At 64.9% G+C, this 17,853-nt stretch carries 20 protein-coding genes and 1 pseudogene; 13 read left to right on the forward strand and 8 right to left on the reverse strand.

Annotated elements, in window-relative coordinates:
• Positions 1-3 precede the first annotated feature (3 nt).
• From GWK18_RS01545 to GWK18_RS01570, 7 genes and pseudogenes are all read left to right on the forward strand, one after another.
• Positions 4-345, forward strand: coding sequence for a hypothetical protein (locus tag GWK18_RS01545; protein WP_166832745.1), 342 nt, complete (start codon positions 4-6; stop codon positions 343-345).
• A gap of 16 nt (positions 346-361) precedes the next feature.
• Positions 362-664 (forward strand): Sec-independent protein translocase subunit TatA, encoded by a 303-nt coding sequence (gene tatA / locus GWK18_RS01550; protein ID WP_166832747.1) that lies wholly within the window; start codon positions 362-364, stop codon positions 662-664.
• A gap of 81 nt (positions 665-745) precedes the next feature.
• Positions 746-1,663 carry a twin-arginine translocase subunit TatC gene (gene tatC, locus GWK18_RS01555; protein WP_348535800.1) on the forward strand — a complete coding sequence of 306 codons (918 nt, stop codon included), beginning with the start codon at positions 746-748 and terminating at the stop codon, positions 1,661-1,663.
• 43 nt (positions 1,664-1,706) lie between these two features.
• Positions 1,707-4,670: a DEAD/DEAH box helicase gene (locus GWK18_RS01560; protein WP_166832749.1), complete on the forward strand. Its 2,964-nt coding sequence runs from the start codon at positions 1,707-1,709 to the stop codon at positions 4,668-4,670.
• A gap of 125 nt (positions 4,671-4,795) precedes the next feature.
• A pseudogene (locus GWK18_RS13035) lies at positions 4,796-5,017 on the forward strand (amidohydrolase); the annotation flags it as partial.
• On the forward strand, positions 5,009-5,947 hold the full coding sequence (locus tag GWK18_RS01565) for an amidohydrolase family protein (RefSeq protein WP_348535804.1): 939 nt from the start codon (positions 5,009-5,011) through the stop codon (positions 5,945-5,947). The pseudogene GWK18_RS13035 and the gene GWK18_RS01565, both read left to right, overlap by 9 nt.
• 243 nt (positions 5,948-6,190) lie before the next feature.
• The gene (locus GWK18_RS01570; RefSeq protein WP_123824722.1) at positions 6,191-6,937 is read left to right on the forward strand and encodes a polyprenol monophosphomannose synthase; all 747 of its coding nucleotides are present in this window, start codon (positions 6,191-6,193) and stop codon (positions 6,935-6,937) included.
• Between the two features lie 48 nt (positions 6,938-6,985).
• Here the strand turns inward: GWK18_RS01570 and GWK18_RS01575 are convergent, their stop codons facing one another.
• The 3 genes from GWK18_RS01575 to GWK18_RS01585 all read right to left on the reverse strand — a co-directional run bounded on the left by GWK18_RS01575 (position 6,986) and on the right by GWK18_RS01585 (position 9,267).
• Positions 6,986-7,321, reverse strand: coding sequence for an RNA polymerase-binding protein RbpA (locus GWK18_RS01575; protein ID WP_123824721.1), 336 nt, complete (start codon positions 7,319-7,321; stop codon positions 6,986-6,988).
• Positions 7,322-7,490: 169 nt separating this feature from the next.
• Entirely contained in the window at positions 7,491-8,690 is a 1,200-nt protein-coding gene (locus tag GWK18_RS01580) for an SPFH domain-containing protein (RefSeq protein WP_123824720.1), read from the reverse strand.
• A gap of 94 nt (positions 8,691-8,784) precedes the next feature.
• A complete protein-coding gene (locus GWK18_RS01585; protein WP_166832753.1) occupies positions 8,785-9,267 on the reverse strand; it encodes an NfeD family protein in 483 nt (160 codons plus the stop codon).
• Positions 9,268-9,503: 236 nt separating this feature from the next.
• Here GWK18_RS01585 and GWK18_RS01590 point away from each other — a divergent pair, with 236 nt between their 5' ends.
• A complete protein-coding gene (locus GWK18_RS01590) occupies positions 9,504-9,929 on the forward strand; it encodes a hypothetical protein (protein ID WP_123824718.1) in 426 nt (141 codons plus the stop codon).
• Here the strand turns inward: GWK18_RS01590 and GWK18_RS01595 are convergent.
• A complete protein-coding gene (locus tag GWK18_RS01595) occupies positions 9,895-10,119 on the reverse strand; it encodes a hypothetical protein (protein ID WP_166832755.1) in 225 nt (74 codons plus the stop codon). The genes GWK18_RS01590 and GWK18_RS01595 overlap by 35 nt on opposite strands.
• Positions 10,120-10,302: 183 nt before the next feature.
• Between GWK18_RS01595 and GWK18_RS01600 the strand changes: the two genes are divergently transcribed.
• From GWK18_RS01600 to GWK18_RS01615, 4 genes are all read left to right on the forward strand, one after another.
• The gene (locus GWK18_RS01600) at positions 10,303-11,070 is read left to right on the forward strand and encodes an IclR family transcriptional regulator (protein ID WP_166832757.1); all 768 of its coding nucleotides are present in this window, start codon (positions 10,303-10,305) and stop codon (positions 11,068-11,070) included.
• A 64-nt stretch (positions 11,071-11,134) separates the two neighbouring features.
• Positions 11,135-12,136, forward strand: coding sequence for a PDR/VanB family oxidoreductase (locus tag GWK18_RS01605; RefSeq protein WP_166832759.1), 1,002 nt, complete (start codon positions 11,135-11,137; stop codon positions 12,134-12,136).
• Positions 12,137-12,193: 57 nt separating this feature from the next.
• Positions 12,194-13,450, forward strand: coding sequence for a cytochrome P450 (locus tag GWK18_RS01610; protein WP_166832761.1), 1,257 nt, complete (start codon positions 12,194-12,196; stop codon positions 13,448-13,450).
• A 69-nt stretch (positions 13,451-13,519) separates the two neighbouring features.
• Complete coding sequence (locus GWK18_RS01615; RefSeq protein WP_166832763.1) at positions 13,520-14,590, forward strand: tartrate dehydrogenase; 1,071 nt, start codon at positions 13,520-13,522, stop codon at positions 14,588-14,590.
• Here GWK18_RS01615 and GWK18_RS01620 read toward each other — a convergent pair.
• Positions 14,571-15,080, reverse strand: coding sequence for a GNAT family N-acetyltransferase (locus GWK18_RS01620; RefSeq protein ID WP_166832765.1), 510 nt, complete (start codon positions 15,078-15,080; stop codon positions 14,571-14,573). The genes GWK18_RS01615 and GWK18_RS01620 overlap by 20 nt on opposite strands.
• Before the next feature lie 310 nt (positions 15,081-15,390).
• Between GWK18_RS01620 and GWK18_RS01630 the strand changes: the two genes are divergently transcribed.
• A complete protein-coding gene (locus GWK18_RS01630; RefSeq protein ID WP_123824715.1) occupies positions 15,391-15,885 on the forward strand; it encodes a DUF1440 domain-containing protein in 495 nt (164 codons plus the stop codon).
• A gap of 49 nt (positions 15,886-15,934) precedes the next feature.
• Here the strand turns inward: GWK18_RS01630 and GWK18_RS01635 are convergent, their stop codons facing one another.
• The 3 genes from GWK18_RS01635 to GWK18_RS01645 form a co-directional block, all read right to left on the reverse strand.
• Positions 15,935-16,762 carry a sigma-70 family RNA polymerase sigma factor gene (locus GWK18_RS01635; protein WP_166832767.1) on the reverse strand — a complete coding sequence of 276 codons (828 nt, stop codon included), beginning with the start codon at positions 16,760-16,762 and terminating at the stop codon, positions 15,935-15,937.
• 14 nt (positions 16,763-16,776) lie between these two features.
• Positions 16,777-17,205 carry a carboxymuconolactone decarboxylase family protein gene (locus GWK18_RS01640; protein ID WP_123824713.1) on the reverse strand — a complete coding sequence of 143 codons (429 nt, stop codon included), beginning with the start codon at positions 17,203-17,205 and terminating at the stop codon, positions 16,777-16,779.
• A 103-nt stretch (positions 17,206-17,308) separates the two neighbouring features.
• On the reverse strand, positions 17,309-17,833 hold the full coding sequence (locus GWK18_RS01645) for an O-acetyl-ADP-ribose deacetylase (RefSeq protein ID WP_166832769.1): 525 nt from the start codon (positions 17,831-17,833) through the stop codon (positions 17,309-17,311).
• Between the last annotated feature and the right edge of the window lie 20 nt (positions 17,834-17,853).

Raw genomic sequence — 17,853 nt, forward strand, 5'->3', positions numbered from 1 at the left:
GCCATGTCCTGGTGGATGTGGGTGCTGTTGTGGACCGTCGTAGTCCTTCTCAGCGCCGCATTTCTGTCACTGCTCGCCCTGCGCCTGTGGCGGCAGGTCTCCAGGGCACTTCACGACCTGGGCGACTTCGGTGACTCGATCAACGAACAGCTCGAAGCCGCCACGGACGGGGGAGGCGACTTGCCACCCCGGCCACGCCGTTCGGACGTGTACACGCCCTGGCCCGAAGCCCGGAGGCAGTACCGTAGTGGCAAACAAGCACGACGCACGGCCCGATCCCAACGCCGTTCGGCACGACGCCGATCGCTGGGCCAGCCGCAGAGGGTCTCTGACTTCTCTCGGTGACACCGAAAGGAACATCATGTTCGGTCGACTTTTCGACAACCCCATGGTTGTCATCATGATCCTGCTGGTCATCGTCCTGCTCTTCGGTGCGCCGAAGCTGCCGGGGATGGCGCGCAGCCTGGGTCAGTCCATGCGCATCTTCAAGTCCGAGGTCCGCGAGATGAAGGACGACGACAAGGACTCCACCGTGGTCAACGGCGAGACCGTGAACTCTGACTCCACGGGGTCCACGTCCACGAGCGCGAACTCGGCGGGCACCACCAACGCTCAGGGGACGAACTCCACGGGGGCCCCTAACACGGACGGCACGGCACACTGACCCTTTATGCCACACTCTCGAACTCACCCGGACCGGTCCACACACCGTCCGGGTGAGTTCGCCTGACAGGACCATTCCTTGATGACTGAAAAGACCCGCAGGACTCCGCCCGGCGACAAGGACGGAACGAACGCCCAGAAGGCAGCCCGCAAGAAGCGCGGACGGCGGAACAACCCGCAGGCTCAGATGGCACTGACCGAGCACCTGCGGGAGTTCCGTAACCGACTCATCATCTCCGCCGTGGCCACCGTGATCGGGATGGTCGGGGGCTTCTTCCTGTACTTCCCGTTCATGGAGTGGCTCTCGGCCCCGATCAAGGCGCTCAACGAACAGGACAGCCGCGAAGCCGTCCTGAACTTCGGGGGAGTCGGCGGCCCGTTCAGCGTGATGGTTGAGGTCTCCGTCATCCTGGGGCTCATCCTGGCCAGCCCGGTGTGGCTGTACCAGTTGTGGGCCTTCATCACCCCGGCCCTGCACAAGAACGAGAAGCGCTACGCCTACGCTTTCGTGATTGCTGCCGTGCCGTTGTTCCTGGGCGGCTGCGCCTTGGGTATTACCACCCTGCCGAGCGCAGTCTTCGCCCTGACCGCCTTCAACCCGGACAACACGGCCAACGTGATCGACGCCGTGCAGTACGTCCGGTTCGTCCTGCAACTCGTGCTGGCCATCGGCTTGGCCTGCGTCCTTCCGGTCCTGTTGGTGGGACTGAACATGATCGGCATCCTGCCCGGCAAGACCCTGCTGCGCTCGTGGCGCTGGGTCGTGATCTTCGTCCTGCTGCTCGCGGCGATCGTTGCTCCGGGCCCGGACATGATGGTGATGTTCTACATCTCTGCGCCGCTCATGGCCCTGTTCTTCCTCGCCGTGGGTGTCTGCCTGCTCAACGATCGTCGGCGGGCCAAGAAGCGGGCCAAGCAGGAGGCCACCTACGACCGCTCGGCCGTCAAGGCCACCAGTGAGCAGGAATTGCGCGGCATCCAGGTGGATGCCGGGGAGTGACGCCCTGGCTCGGTCTGCGGGCACCAGCGCGTAGGGTTGAGGCATGTCGTCACCCTCTGAGCGCTACTTGGCAGCCAAGCAACGCAACGCGGAGGCCAGGACGGAACGTGCCAGGTTCGCGGCCACTCTCGACTTCCAGATGGACGACTTCCAGGACCAAGGATGCCGAGCCTTGGAGTCAGGACATGGGGTTCTGGTGGCTGCACCGACCGGTGCGGGCAAGACCATCGTGGGCGAGTTCGCCGTACACCTGGCGTTGGCGCGAGGCCAGAAGGCCTTCTACACCACGCCCATCAAGGCCCTGAGCAACCAGAAGTACCACGACTTCTCCCGGCGTTTCGGCTCCGACAAGGTCGGACTCCTCACGGGCGACACCGCCGTGAATTCCGAGGCCGACGTGGTGGTGATGACCACCGAGGTGCTGCGCAACATGCTCTACGCGGGGTCCTCCACTCTGGAGAACCTCGGATTCGTGGTCATGGACGAGGTGCACTACCTGGCCGACCGGTTCCGCGGCGCGGTGTGGGAAGAAGTCATCATCCACCTCCCCGCCCACGTGCAGATGGCCTGCCTGTCGGCCACCGTGTCCAACGCCGAGGAGTTCGGTGACTGGTTGGACACCGTGCGCGGGAGCACGGAGGTGATCGTCTCCGAGCATCGTCCCGTGCCACTGTGGCAGCACGTGCAGGTGGGCACCGAACTCATGGACCTGTTCGTGGACGACTCCACGGTGGAGCACGCTGTGGACCGGCGTCGTCGTTCCCGGGACAACGGCAACGACGACGGCCCGGCGGTCAATCCGGAACTGCTCCACCTGGCGCGCAGCCAGCCCCCGGGCGGTGGCTCGCGTGGGGGGCGGTCCCGCGAGCGCTTCGCCAACGGTGGCCGGGGCCGACGCGGCGGCGGCAGGAACCGCGGTGGTCATCGCTACGAATCCCACGGGTACGAGTCCCGTGGCGGCGGTCGGTGGGGGAGCCAGGGGTCCGGGGTCGCCGGGCGGTTGGGGAACAATCATCGGATCTCGCGGCCGCAGATGATCCGCCGCCTGCAGTCCGAGGGGCTCCTACCAGCCATCACCTTCATCTTCTCCCGCGCCGGGTGCGACGACGCGGTGAAGCAGTGCCTGGCTGCGGACTTGTGGCTCACCACCGATCAGGAACGCCAAACCATCCGTGCGGTCGTGGCCGAGGCGGCCTCGGCCCTGGACGCCTCGGATCTGGACGTGCTCGGGTTCTACGAGTGGCGCAACGGGCTGGAGCACGGCATCGCCGCCCACCACGCCGGCCTGTTGCCGCTGTTCAAGGAAGTGGTCGAGCAACTGTTCGTGCAGGGCCTGGTCAAGGCCGTCTTCGCCACGGAGACCCTCGCCCTGGGTATCAACATGCCTGCCCGATCGGTGGTCCTCGAGCGGCTGGACAAGTTCAACGGTGAATCCAGGGTGGACATCACACCGGGGGAGTACACCCAGTTGACGGGACGGGCCGGTCGTCGCGGGATCGACGTGGAAGGTCACGCCGTCGTCCTGTGGCGTCCTGGGCTGGACCCTCGCATGGTGGCGGGGTTGGCCTCCAAACGGACCTACCCACTGATCTCGAGTTTCCGGCCGACCTACAACATGTCGGTCAACCTCATCGCGCGGTTCGGAGCGGATCGTTCACGGTCCATCCTGGAATCCTCCTTCGCCCAGTTCCAGGCTGACCGCTCGGTCGTGGGCCTGGCACGCAGGGTCCGCTCCAATGAGGAGGCCCTGGCCGGCTACGAACGGTCCATGACCTGCCACCTCGGCGACTTCACCGAGTACGCCCAGCTGCGCCGGGACCTGAAAGACGCGGAGAAGGCCGCGGAGAAGTCGCGTTCCGTGGCTCGCCGCAGCCAGGCGGGCCAGTCCCTGTCCGATCTGCGACCCGGGGACGTGGTGGACATCCCCCACGGACGCAACCGCGGCTACGCCGTCGTGGTGGCCACGGACCCGCGGGCCGAGGAACCCCGCCCCGTGGTGGTCACCTATGACGCCAATCTGCGTCGTCTGGGCGCCCAGGACCTCGACGGCCCGCTGACGCCCGTGTCCTTCGTCAAACTGCCGAACCGTCTGCGCACGGACGGCACGAAGGACCGCAAGTCCATCGCCGGCTGGATGCGCACGGCGCTGCAGGAAGGACGGCCGGCACGCGGCACTTCCTCCGGTGAGGGAGGGGAATCCCGTCGGCGGTCCTCCACCATCCATTTCGCCCGCGGGGATTCCGGTGCCGAGGCCCGCATCACCGACCTCCGACGGCGCCTGCGGGAGCACCCCTGCCACGGCTGCAGCGACCGGGAACACCACGCGCGATGGGCCGAGCGGTGGTCCCGGCTCCGCAAGGACACGGACGGGCTCCTCCGCCAGTTGCAGAACCGTACGAACGCGGTGGCCGTGACCTTCGACCGGATCTGCGGTGTGTTGTACGCACTCGGTTACCTGGACCGCCACGACGACGGGAGGCTGGTCCCCACGCCCGCGGGGAAGCAGCTTCGCCACATCTACGGTGACCGCGATCTGCTGCTCGCGTTGACCCTGCGTGACGGCGTCCTGGACGAACTGGACCCGGCGGCGGTCGCCGCGGCCGCAACCGTCATGGTCTACCAGGCGAAACGCGAGGACGCCGGGATCCGCCCCAAATTGCCCACTGCCGAGATCGAACGTGCCGCGAGTTCCGTGGTCGCATTGTGGTCCGAACTCACGGACCTGGAGGAGCAGCACAAGGTCAAGACCACGGCGGAGCCGGAACTGGGACTCGTGGGCCCCATGTACCGGTGGGCTCGGGGAGCTTCCCTGCACCTGACGATCGAGGATACGGAGTTGGCCGCCGGGGACTTCGTCCGCTGGGCCAAGCAGGTGATCGACCTCCTGGACCAGATCGCCTCCATCTCCTCGCTGGATCGCAATCTCCGCACGGCGTGTCAACGCGCCGTCGAACTCATCCACCGGGGCGTGGTGGTCCAGTCCGTGTTGGACGAACCCTCCGAATGACCCTGCGCATGACCCTGAGCATGACTCGATCGCAGGCCTGACCGTCACGGGCTTCACCACGCCGTGTGTCATGCCCCGAACTCCTGACCATCTGTCCACCCGTCCACCCGCAACGAAAGACCTTCATGAACAGCGCTGATTCCGCCGCCCGCCCTGTCCTTCTCCGCAACGGCTCCGTCTATTCGACGGCGGACCCGTTCGCTTCGGCCATGATCGTCGAAGGATCGCAGGTGGTCTGGGTGGGATCCGAACAGGCAGCGGACTCCCTGGCGGATAACCGCATGGAGGTCATCGACCTGGACGGTGACCTGGTCACCCCCGCCTTCGTGGATTCCGCGGTGACGCTCGGGGCCTCCGAGCAGGCGAGCGGTTTGGCCGGCTGGGGGATCGCGGTCGCCGTCGACGTCGCATGCGTCTCCCGCTCCGCTGCCGACCCGGCCCAGTCGAACAGCACCGATGCGAGCCCCGTCGGTACCCGCGCCGTCGACACCGGAGACCGGGAACTGACCATCCTGCGGTGGCCCACGGCCGGGCTCACCGACATCGGTGCCGGAACCGCCTCGACCGATGCCGTTCCTTCCACTGGTTCAGTGGGGTGGCGCGCCGTGACAGGGGATGCTTCCGAAGCCGACCTCGAAGGGTTCCTGACCGCCTGCATCACCGACTCACTCCGTCCAGCACTCGTGGTGGACCGTCCGGGCACGGGACCGGTCCTCCGGACGGCCTTGGAAGCGGCTCGGGAGAAGCTCGGCGTGCACGCCGTCAACGCCTCGGGGTTGCGTCTGGAGTTCGCAAAGGAACTCACGGCCGCCGAGATCCAGGCGGTGCTCGATGCTTTGGACGGGTTCGGTTTCTCGGTGTGCATGGACCCCGCGACCACGCCGCTTGCCGCCGAGTACTACCGCCGAGGGATTCCCGTGGCATTGGGCGGCGGTCACACTCCACTGGACCCGTGGGATGCCGTGAAGTCTCTGGTGAATCACCCGGAGCCCGAACAGAGGATCTCCGCCAGGGCGGCCTTCACGGCAGCCACCCGTGGAGCATGGCGCGCGCTGGGGCAGGGTGGCCCCCTGGCCGGCCAATTGGTTCCCGGGGCACCGGCGACCTACTCGCGGTGGCAGGTCGAGGCGCTCATGGTGCAGGCCGCCAGTGGCACCGGTGCCTCGTGGAGCACCGACCCAAGGGCTCGCACACCACTGCTGCCCGCCCTGGAGGACGAGTCCCTGCCCGTGTGCATGAGCACCGTGGCCGAAGGTCGCGAACTGTACGCCCGCTGAACACCCGGCCTGTCGTCACCGGAGGCCGTGCCAACTCGTGGCAAAGTGACCTCTAGTTATTTGTCTGCCTCGGGCCCGTCGATAAACTGGCAGCCTGCTGCCGGCCGGGCCGGGCGCCCCTGGAAAACTGTCCAGAGCCGTTTCGTGCGGATCTGGGCCGGGCCGAAGGCACCCGGTTCGTCCAGTGGTATCGGAAGCCTGCCCTGATCCTCCCGAGTCTGTCGGTGAAAGGAAGCAAACCGCGTGCGGTCCCTCATCATCATTCCCACCTACAACGAGCGTGAGTCCCTGCCGACTGTCATGGACCGCCTCCGTCGTTCCGTACCCCAGGGCGACGTCCTGGTGGTCGACGACAACAGCCCCGACGGTACGGGGGACCTGGCCGATGCCATGGCCGCAGCCGATCCGCAGATCCACGTCCTGCACCGCAAGGAGAAGAACGGCCTGGGCCAGGCGTACATCGCCGGATTCAAGTGGGGCATGGACAACGACTACGAGATCCTGGTCGAGATGGATGCTGACTGCTCGCACCAGCCCGAGGAACTGCCCAAGCTGCTGCAGGCCGTGGAAGACGGTGCGGACCTGGCCATCGGTTCCCGCTACGTCCCCGGCGGCTCCACCGTGAACTGGCCGTGGTACCGGCAGTTCATCTCACGCGGCGGCGGCATCTACGCACGCTTCTTCCTGGGTTCCAACATCCAGGACATCACCGCGGGCTACCGTGCGTTCCGCGCGTCGACCCTCAAGGCCATCGACCTGGATTCCGTGACCTCCCGCGGCTACTGCTTCCAGATCGACCTGGGCTGGCGGACCGAGCTGGCCGGGCTCAAGGTCGTGGAGGTTCCCATCACGTTCGTCGAACGCGCTGAAGGCGTGTCCAAGATGAGCGGCGACATCACCAAGGAAGCCGTGATCAACGTGGCCAAGTGGGGGACCACCGCCCGCGCCCGCGTGCTCCGGGACAAGTTCAACGCTCTCGTGGGTCGCTGAGACACAGCACCCACAACCGGCCCCGTCGTAGTAGCCGATCTCGCACGCTCAGATGGCGTGCTGCTCCCGGTAGAACTGCAGGCGCTGTTCCAGGATCTCTTCCAGTTCCTCCGTGCTGCGCCGTTCCATCAACATGTCCCAGTGGGTGCGCTGGTGCTTCTCGTTCGGGTTCTCGGGCTTCTCGCCGTTGACGATCACCGCTTCCTTGCCCGACTTGGAGACCCAGACCGAAGGGATCTCGGCCTCGGAAGCGAAAGTCACGAAGACCTGCTCGCCGTCCTGGGTGCGGTATTCGACGCGCTGCCGCGGAGCCGGCTCGACACCGGCCTCGGACTCCATGGACTGTGAGCCCAGACGCATACCTCGCAGGCTGCGGTCACTCATCAGGTGCAACTCCTGTCAGTGGAAGACACATACGAAACTTCTTCGGCGGGCCATCCTACCGGGTGCCTGAACGCACCCACCCCACCGTCCTGGCTCAACGGATCGGTGTTCCCGTTTGTTCCCGGCCCGGTCCCGCCCATGGCTGGACGGGACCGCTGGGAACGGTCGGTCACCGCTGGCCTGCCGACCCGTCGTTGTGCTGGCCAGGGACAATGCCGTAGGACTGTTGGTGCTCGTCCGTGAACGGCGATTGCCGCTGCGCACCCGAATCGGTGCCCGGCAGAGGCGCGTCCAGATCGACCGGGGCGTTCGGGTCGATCGTCTCCGGTTCGGGAACCGTGAAGGCGTCCGGGTCCCTGAGTGCGGTGGAGGGCTTGAGGTCCTCGTCGGTGACCTTCACGGTCTCCGACCTCACGATGCCGCCCTCGGCCTTGGCGGCCGCGCGAGCTTCGTCCTCGGCCTGGTCCTCTTCCGCCATGACGTCGCCCCAGTCGCGCCCCTGGTCCGGCTTGCCCAGGAACTCTCCGACGCCGCGCAAGGCATCGCCCAGTTCCGCGGGAATCATCCAGACCTTGTTGGCCGAGCCCTCGGCCACCTTCGGCAGCGTCTGGATGTACTGGTACGCCAGCAGCTTCTGGGTGGGCTTGGCCCGGTGGATCGAATCGAAGACCTTCTGAATGGCCTGTGCTTCACCGTCGGCGCGGAGGATCGCGGCCTTCGCGTCACCTTCTGCGGAGAGCACAGCGGCCTGCCGCTCACCCTCGGCCGTGAGGATCTGGGACTGCTTCTGGCCTTCAGCGGTGAGAATGGCGGCGCGGCGATCGCGCTCGGCACGCATCTGCTTCTCCATCGAATCCTGGATCGACGGCGGGGGAGTGATCTCCTTGATGTCCACACGGGAGACCCGCAGGCCCCATCGGCCCGTGGTGTTGTCCAGGACGCCGCGCAGTTCGGCGTTGATCTTGTCGCGGGAGGTCAGCGTCTCTTCAAGGTTCAGACCACCGACGACGTTACGCAGGGTGGCCGATGTCAGTTCGTCCACCGCGTGGATGTAGTTGGTGATCTCGTAGGTCGCCGCACGCGGGTCGGTCACCTGGAAGTAGACGACCGTGTCGATCCCGACCACCAGGTTGTCCTCCGTGATGACCGACTGGGACGGGAAGGAGACCACCTGTTCGCGAAGGTCGATCAACGGCAAGAGCCGGTCGATGAACGGCACCAGGACGTGTAGCCCGGGGTTCAAGGTGGCTTGGTACTTGCCTAATCGTTCGACGATCCCCGCACGCGCCTGGGGGATGATGCGCACCGCTTTGAGCAGTGTCACCACCGCCAGGATCACCAGTACCAGGAGCAAGATCGTGATGACCATGGTCCGTCCTCATTTCGTCGGGTAGTTCACTTCGGTTCGGTCGGTCGTACGGGTCTCACCCGGCGCCCGGGTCTCGCCCCACAGGACTCGTCGGTCAGTTCTGGACACCACCGGTGGGGCGCGGATTGTTGTGGGTGACCACGACGGTCGCACCCTCGACGCGCTGCACGAACACCGCCTGGTCCTCCGGATAGACGGTGCCTGACACGGAGCGCGCCGTCCACACGTCTCCGTCCAGGCGAACCAGGCCGGTCTGGTCGCTGACCTGCTCGAGCACCACGCAAGGCTGGCCGGGAAGACGGTCGGTGTTGGAGAGCGCATCTGCACCCGGTCCACGGTGGAGTCGGCGCAGCAGGCGGGGTCGGAGGGCGAACAACAGGAGTACGGCGACCACGACGAAGGTGATCACTTCCAGGACCACGTTTCCGCCTGTGACTCCGGACAGTGCAGCTGCCGCCAGCGCTCCGCCCGAGAGCATCAGGAACGTGAGGTCCAGGGTCAGCACCTCGATCACGCCCAGCAACAGCGCGATGATCAGCCACGCAGCCCATCCATTGGTCAGAACCCAGTCCAGCACGGTGTTCCCAGCCCTCCCACCTGTCGGTCACCTTGCGATGCATACGTTTGCCATTGTAATCATTCGACTGTTCGTGCCGTCACACCGGCGCGCGCATGTGATGCCAAGTTGTGACGTGGGGATGAGATCAAACCCACCGGACACCCCCTGTTCATGGCGCGTTCACTTTCCTACAATGATGCGACGCGCCCACAACGGGGGCGCAGGCCATGACGTGACGACCCGGAGGTGATGCCGTGCGAATCCTGACAACGATCCTGGCATCCACCCTCGGAGCGGGTGCCACGGGCCTGGCCGGCGGAGTGCTGGCCCTGTCCTCGGCCCAGGCGAAACTGCCCGCCATCATGGCGTGGCACATGAAACCCGAACCGCACCTGGACGGAAAACTGGTCCTGGTGTGCACGGGGGAGTTGCCCAGCCGGGAAAACCTGAACACCGGCACACCGGATCCCACTCAGATCATGCGCGCTGCGCTGGAAGCCGAGCACGGCGTCGCCGTCGTACTCATCGACCTACGCCTGCCGGCCAACGCCTCGGAGAAGGCCCGACGACGCGCAACTCATCTGGCTGAGCACACTCCGGCAGATTTCAGTCGGCACTTCACCGAGGCAAGCTACGAGCCCCAGGTCACTCGAGATGCTCACCAGGGGAGTCGCCCGTGATCTCGCCCAAGATGTCGACGCGTGGCGGTCGCAGAATGCTGCGCGCCACGTTCCGGTAGTCATAGCGGTCCAACAGCCGAGCCGCAGTCGCCTCGTCGATGTCGTAGGCGTGAGCCAGCATTCGGACGTTCTCGGTGTAGAAGGCATGGAGTTTGTCCACGCCCTTGATGAACTCGAGCTCCTTGCTCATGACCGCGACCTTCCTGCGCCGTTCGACCTCGGAACGGCATTCCCGTGAGTGGACGGCGGTGTCGTCGCTTCGCGCGCCGACCGTCGGTTCAACCGTAGCGCTTGGTGCGGGTCGAGAGAACAGACGGATCCAGAACCGACAGAACGTGCGATACTCCCCAGCACCGTGGACAGGGGAGCAATGATGGCCAGAACCCAGAACGGCGAGTCCGTGCTCACGCGTGCCGTGCGACTGATCGAAGCTTTCGAGCCGGGAGAGGAATGGCTCAGCGTGTCCGTCCTGGCACGCAGGAGCGGACTCCACGTGGCCACGGCATCGCGACTGATTTCAGAGTTGACCACTCACGGATGGCTCGAGCGCAACAGCGACCGTAGCGTGCGCCTCGGACTACGGCTGTGGGAGGCTGCGGCTCGCGCGTCATCGACGCTGTCACTGCGGGAGGCGGCCATGCCTCCACTCGAAGCTCTCCAGGCGCAGGTCCGCCAGCACACACAGCTCGGAGTGCTCGACGGAGAGGAAGTCCTCTTCCTGGAACGCCTCAGCGCTCCGGACGCAGTGGTCAACTTCACCCGCATCGCGGGGCGGCTGTCACTGCATGCGTCGTCCTCAGGGCTGGTTCTGTTGGCTCACGCTCCACCTGCATTCCAGGAGTCGGTGATCAGCAGCCATCGAGAGCGGTTCACAACGGACACCCCGGTCCAGGAGAGCCATCTTCGCGAGATTCTCGCCAACATCCGCCGCCGGGGCAGCGTCTACTGCCCCGGATACCTACACCCCGAGGCGGCAGGAATCGCAGCACCCGTGTTCCAGGACGACACTGTGCGCGCGGCCGTGTCCGTCGTTCTGCCACGGTCCGAGCGGGCCCAGCAGTGGGAACCCGCCGTTCGAATGGCTGCCAGTCTGATCTCACGACGACTCTCGGCCCCACCCAATGGAGTTATCAATCAATGAGATTACGGTGGAAATGTGTCGCCCGTCACATCAACAGTAGGAGCAGGCCAACTCAGGAGACGACATGACCGCCACTGTTGACGAACTCACCGTAGAAACCACCGAACGGACCGTGACCACTCTGGTGGTCGAGGGCAAGGAAGTCATCGCCCAGGGCACCGTGGCCCTCACGCTCGCCGCGGAAGGAGGTGGGCGGCTGCCCGACTGGACACCGGGTGCCCACATCGATCTGCACCTCGGGGAGTACGGAATGCGGCAGTACTCCTTGTGCGGGGACAGACGCGACTCCAGGACCTATCGAGTGGCTGTGAAGCTCGATCCAACCGGACGCGGCGGTTCCCGGTACGTCCACGACGGGCTCCATGTGGGGGATCGGCTCACCTTCGGCGGTCCGCGCAATTCCTTCCGCATCTACCCGTCCGAGTCGTACCTGTTCGTGGCCGCCGGCATCGGCGTGACGCCAATGCTTTCGATGATCCACTACGCCAACCGCCTCGGCGCTCGGTGGCAGTGTCTGTTCATCAACCGAGGGTGCGATAGCGCTGTGTTTCTCCCCGAGCTGCAGGGCCTTGTAGGCGAGTCCCTCGGCAAGGGCAGCCTCCGTTTCCACGACACGACCGCGGGCCCGTGCGACCTTCGACAGACCATGGGGGAGTTGGACGGCCGGACGGCCGTTTATGCCTGCGGACCCGAGCGCATGCTCCAGGAACTCCAGTCCATGGAAGCTGCTTCACCGCTCCCGGCTCCAGGGTTGAGGGTGGAACATTTCACGGCACCCGCATTCGCGGACGGTCCGAGGAGTTCCTTTGTCGTGGAGTTGGCCCGGTCCGACCGGTCGCTCGAGGTCCCCGCTGATCAGACTCTCCTGGAGAGCGTCAGGGCCGCCGGAATCAGGCTGCTGGCCTCATGCGAACAGGGGCTGTGCGGCACCTGCGAAACGGAGGTTCTCGCCGGAACGCCGGATCACAGGGACTCTGTCCTGGAAGAGCACGAACGGACGGCTGGGAACTGCATCATGCCGTGTGTGTCCCGATCCGCATCGCCCGTCTTGCGCCTGGACCTCTGAAGAACACAGCGCGTATCCCGTTCACCGTTCCGTTCCCGTGGAAAGGCAACTCCTGCCATGACGACTGACAACGTGCCGATCCTGACGCACGATCCCTTCGACGACGCGGTTCTGGCCGATCCAACCGAGTTCCATGAAGCACTCCGCGATGCCGGACAGGTTGTCTATCTCGAGAAGTACGGGATCTGGGCGATGGGACGACACGCTCAAGTCCATGCTGCCCTGCAGGACTGGCAGGTTTTCCAGTCGGCAGCGGGGGTGGGCCTTGCCAATTTCAGGAAGGAGGAGCCGTGGCGGCCACCCAGTCTTCTGCTCGAGTCAGATCCGCCGCACCACGACGCTCCGCGACACGTCCTGGCGAATGTCCTCAGCCCTCGCGCGCTACGGAGGCTTCGGTCACTCTGGAGCCAAGACGCGGAGGAGTTGGTGGCACAGGTCCTTTCGCAGAGCACGGCGTTCGATGCGGCCAAGGCCCTTGCCGAGCCCTTCCCCTTGCGCGTATTCCCGGATGCGGTGGGCCTCCCGCCCGGTGGGCGGGAGAACCTGCTCCCTTACGGTGACCATGCCTTCAACGCGTTCGGTCCCACCAACCGCCATGTACAGAAGGGGGCAGCCCGAGTGGCGGAGCTGGGGGAATGGGTGGGATCCCGGTGCCGACGGGACATGCTGGCCGATCAGGGGTTCGGAGCGGCCATTTGGGCGGCAGCAGATCGAGGAGAGATCACCGAACAGCAGGCCCCGCTCGTCGTTCGGTCCTTGCTCACGGCGGGCGTTGACACAACCGTGCACGCCATCTCCGCCATCTTGCACTGTTTCGCGACTCACCCGGACCAGTGGCAGCGCCTCCGTGCCGATCCTTCCTTGGTTCGGACAGCGTTCGACGAGGCCATTCGTCTAGAGTCGCCGGTCCAGACGTTCTTCCGAACCACCACCCAACCCATTCGAGTGGGGTCTGTGGAGATACCGGCAGACGAAAAGGTGCTGCTGTTCCTGGGTGCCGCCAACCGCGATCCACGGCGCTGGGAGGAACCCAACACCTTCGATCTTTCCCGCGACCCTTCAGGCCATATGGGCTTTGGCATGGGGATTCATCAGTGCGTGGGTCAACACGTGGCTCGCCTTGAAGCCGAGGCGATACTCAACGCGCTGATCAGGCGCGTACAACACCTGGAGCTCAACGGCGAGCCCGTTCGCCACCTCAACAACACGCTGCACGCGTGGGCGTCCGTTCCCGTTCGGGTGGAGCTAGACCACGAAGGGGCTCAATCGACCGGTTCGCCAACATCGCTCGTAACTCCGGCAGCCAACCCGTAGACTTTTCCTGCACAACTGGCCGCGTTCAGGGAATTCGGAACTAACGCCGAGCGAGAATCGAGACAAGGCATGACCAAGACGTACGACATCGCGGTGATTCCTGGAGACGGCATCGGCAAAGAAGTCATGCCAGAGGGAGTTCGAGCCCTAGAAGCGGCATCACAACGTTTCGACTTCAACCTGAACTTGGAATATTTCGATTTTGCGTGCGCCGAGTATTACCAGCAACACGGGAAAATGCTCCCGGACGACTGGTTCGAACAGCTCGAGGGATTCGACGCCCTGTTCTTCGGCGCCGTCGGGCTGCCGGACGTGGTGCCCGATCATGTGTCACTGTGGGGGAGTCTGCTCCAGTTCCGGAGGCATTTCGACCAGTACGTCAACCTCCGACCCGTGAAACTCATGCCCGGGGTCGCCAGCCCGTTGGCGGGGCGTGAACCCGGCGATGTTGATTTCCTGGTGGTGCGCGAGAACACCGAGGGGGAGTACTCGTCCATCGGTGGAAAGATGTTCGAAGGCACGGAACGTGAGACGGTGATTCAAGAAACCGTCATGACTCGGACCGGCATTGACCGAATCCTGAAGTACGCATTCGAGCTGGCGCAGAACCGCCCGAAGAAGCACCTGACCTCGGCAACCAAGAGCAACGGCATTTCGATCACGATGCCGTATTGGGATGAACGAGTGAAGGCCATGCACCAGTCTTACCCTGAGGTGGACGTTGATAGTTATCACATCGACATTCTCACGGCGAACTTTGTGATGCACCCGGACTGGTTCGACATCGTCGTAGCCAGCAACCTGTTCGGCGACATCCTCTCGGACCTCGGCCCGGCGTGCACGGGAACCATCGGTATTGCACCGAGCGCCAACATCAACCCGGAAGGGAAGTTCCCGAGCCTGTTCGAACCCGTTCACGGCTCCGCGCCGGACATTGCCGGACAGGGGATCGCCAATCCGATCGGTCAGATCTGGAGCGCAAGCCTCATGCTCGATCACCTCGGCGAACGCGATGCAGCGGCAGCCGTTCTCGAAGCGATCGAATCCACGCTTGCAACGGGGGAGTTGACCCCTGACATGGGCGGTTCAGCGACGACGGAGTCCCTCGGATCCGCGGTGGTCAGAGCGCTTTCCGCATGAGCGTCACGGTGAACAGTCCGTCCACGTCCTGGTCTCGGACTTTCTGGAAGCCGAGCCGCCGGTAGTACGAGCGCAATTGTTTGTTCTCGGCCGCGCAGTCCAGTCGTAACCACTGGGCGCCGGCTTCCCGAGCTTCATGAGACGCGAACTCCACGAGGTGCGTGCCGAGTCCGCAGCCTGCCCATGATCGATCCACCATCAGGGCATGCAGGAATACGGAATCCGCGGGATTCTCGGGCCAGAACGAAGGGTCTTGGTCCTGAATCCGGAAGGCACCGATGATCTCGCCGTCGTCGGTTTTCGCGACGCGCCACAGGTCGCTGGCGACCTGATTCCGTATGGAGTTCTCGGACAGCTGGCCGGCGGACCATTGGTTGATGCCGCGGCTCGAGAGCCAATCTTCGAGCTGGCGGCGTAGTTGATGGATGCCGCGTACGTCCGGAGCCGACGCCGCGGTCGGCGCGGGTAGATCAACACTGGAAGCGGCCATGCGGACCAGACTAGGGCCTGAACGCCTCACTCAGACGGTCAGTGAACCCTTCGCCGATAATGCACATTATGTAAAGTGGCGCAGAGAGCGCGCCCCTTCTGGTGCCCGGTGGCCGGGAATCACGCAATCCGCTCGCCGCTCTCCGACCCAGTCCCCGGTGCCACAGTCGTCGTGGGCAAACCGGCCGCGAGCCACGCGTCGACGCCACCGATCACATCAGTGGCGCGGGACAACCCCATCTGCCGAAGGTTCCAAGCAGCCAACGACGACGAATACCCGTGTCGACAACGCAACGGACCAGGAGAAGCCCATGCATCGAAGTCCCCGTCGCTCTCGTTCCTGGGCCACAACCGTATTCGTCGGGGCTGCATCCGGGGTGGCCGGTGGCTTCGCGAGGTTGGGCTGGGAGGTCCCCTTCCCGCCGCGCACGCCGGAGCGGGAAGCCACCGATCCGCCGCAGACCTTGTTGGAACAGGTCGGCTTCTCCCCCGAGTTCACTCACCACGCTGTCACGGTGGCCGGTCACGACGTTCCGGTGGTTAGTCTGGGCGCTCATTTTGCGTTCTCCGTGGGCACTGCCGTCACGTACGACCTGGTGGCCCAACGCTGGCCCAAGATCACCTTCGGCCGCGGAACGGGCTACGGGATCTTTGTGTGGGGTGCGACCCACGTCGTCTTGATGTCATTGACGCATACCGTCCCCGCCCCGTGGAAGCGTCCGATGAGCGAACACCTCTCGGAGTTCTTCGGCCACGCCTTCTGGATGTGGACCACCGACGCGGTGCGACGTCAGCTTCGGCCTTGAGGTGGCTGCGCATCAGGGTTGATCGTCGCCCCCGACTCGTCCCCGTCGGCTACAGGGCGAATTCCAGTTTGTGCGGGTTCGAATGGATCTGCATGCCCGAAATATTCTCCCCGTCATGTTCGAGCACCACGATGCGCGTACCACCCGGCCACTTCAGGCGGAAGGCCGGAGCTCCGTTGACATTTACGGGATCGGCCGAGCTCCCTGGTACTGCGGCGGAGACGCCGATCAGGAAGCGCGCCACTTTGTCCGCGCCGATCACCGGGCGACGCGCAGCCTTGGTGGCTCCGCCGGAATCGGTCCACAGCACGCACCCTTCACTCAGAAGCTCCACCGCTGCCGCCATGTCTCCCGCCGCGAGTGCAGTGACGAGTGCGGCCATGAGTCGTTCATCGCGTTCAGGAGCATGAGTCACACGCGGGAGCCGCTGTTTTGCTCGAGAGACAACCTGTCGGCAGGCCTGAAGCGACTTCCCCACACAGTCGGCAATTTCTGCGTAAGGCACATCGAAAGCCTCCCTCAGTACAACGACGGCACGGTCCTCGGGCGAAAGCTCCTCCATCAGGCGCAACAAACCAAGGTGAAGGCTCTCGCGCTGAACGGCCGACTCCTCCGGCAGGAGTTCGGTAGCGACGGGCTCAGGAAGCCACGGCCCGATGTACTCCTCCCGGAGTGCTTTGAGCCGACGCCCCTGGTCGATGGCAAGACGGGTGGTGACCGTGGTCAGCCAAGCTGGCGCATTGGCCACGTCTGTGCGGTCAGCACTTCGCAACCACACCTGTGAGACGACATCCTCGGCGTCGTGCCAGCTCCCCAGGATTCGGTACGCCAGGGACAGCAGGCGCGGGCGCTCTGCCAACCACACGTCCTCTGACATCCTCGAACGGGAGCTCATGCTTCAAGCCTGGTTGCAATCCCGATCCGGTTCCACACGTTGATCGTCGCAATCGCCAGCACCAGGTCCCCAAGCTGCGTCGAGGAGAAGAACTCCCCCGCTCTATCCCAGACGTCATCTGACACGCCGCCTTCACCCAGGCGAGTCACCGCATCGGTCAGTGCCAGTGCAGCGCGCTCACGGGGGTCGAACAGCTCCCCGGGATCATCCTGCTCCAATGCCGCCAGGCGCTCCTGCGTCTCCCCTGCCCGCCTCAGATCCTCGGAGTGCATGGCGATACAGAACTGACAACCGTTAAGCAATGACGTCCGCAACTTGATCAGTTCATTGAGTTCACTCGGCAGGCGTGTTCGGGTGTATCCCTCCAGCCCAAGCACTGCAGCCATACCGAGTTTGTGGGTCTTCCGCATGTTCAGTCGAGGCATCTTCCGAGCTCCTTCCAGCGGCGCTCCGTGCACCGTCATCCACTTGACGCAGGCCAAAGCCCAGATGTGACAGGCAAGAGGACACCGTTGCGGGATGGTGCCGTCAGCACCCCGCCAGATGTCGCCGATACGCATCCTCTGCCGCTTCGCTGAACGCCACGAACAGGACTTCACGGACCTGCTCCCCCACCTCGTCGGTCATGTCCTGCACGGTGTCGACGGCGATCCGCGTGGCGTCTTCCAGGGGCCACCCGTAGATTCCGGCCGAGATGGTCGGGAAAGCAACGGTTTGCGCGCCGAGCTCGGCGGCCACACGCAACGATTCCCGATAGCAGGACGCCAAGAGTTCGGAACGGTCATCCGTGGTTGAGTACACAGGCCCCACGGTGTGAATGACCCAGCGCGCAGACAGATCCCCCGCCGTGGTGGCCACCGCACGGCCGGTCGGCAGTCCATGGGGCCAGGCCTCCGCCCTCAACTGCTTGCACTCGGCCAGGATCGTGTCACCACCAGCCCGATGGATGGCTCCGTCCACTCCTCCTCCACCCATGAGGGTGGAGTTGGCACCGTTGACGACGGCGTCGACGGCCACGGTCGTGATGTCACCGAGCTGTATCCGCATGTCCATGACGTCACCCTAGGCCGCGC

Origin of the sequence: Kocuria sp. JC486, from assembly GCF_011602805.1 — a bacterium.
Lineage (GTDB): Bacteria > Actinomycetota > Actinomycetes > Actinomycetales > Micrococcaceae > Kocuria > Kocuria soli.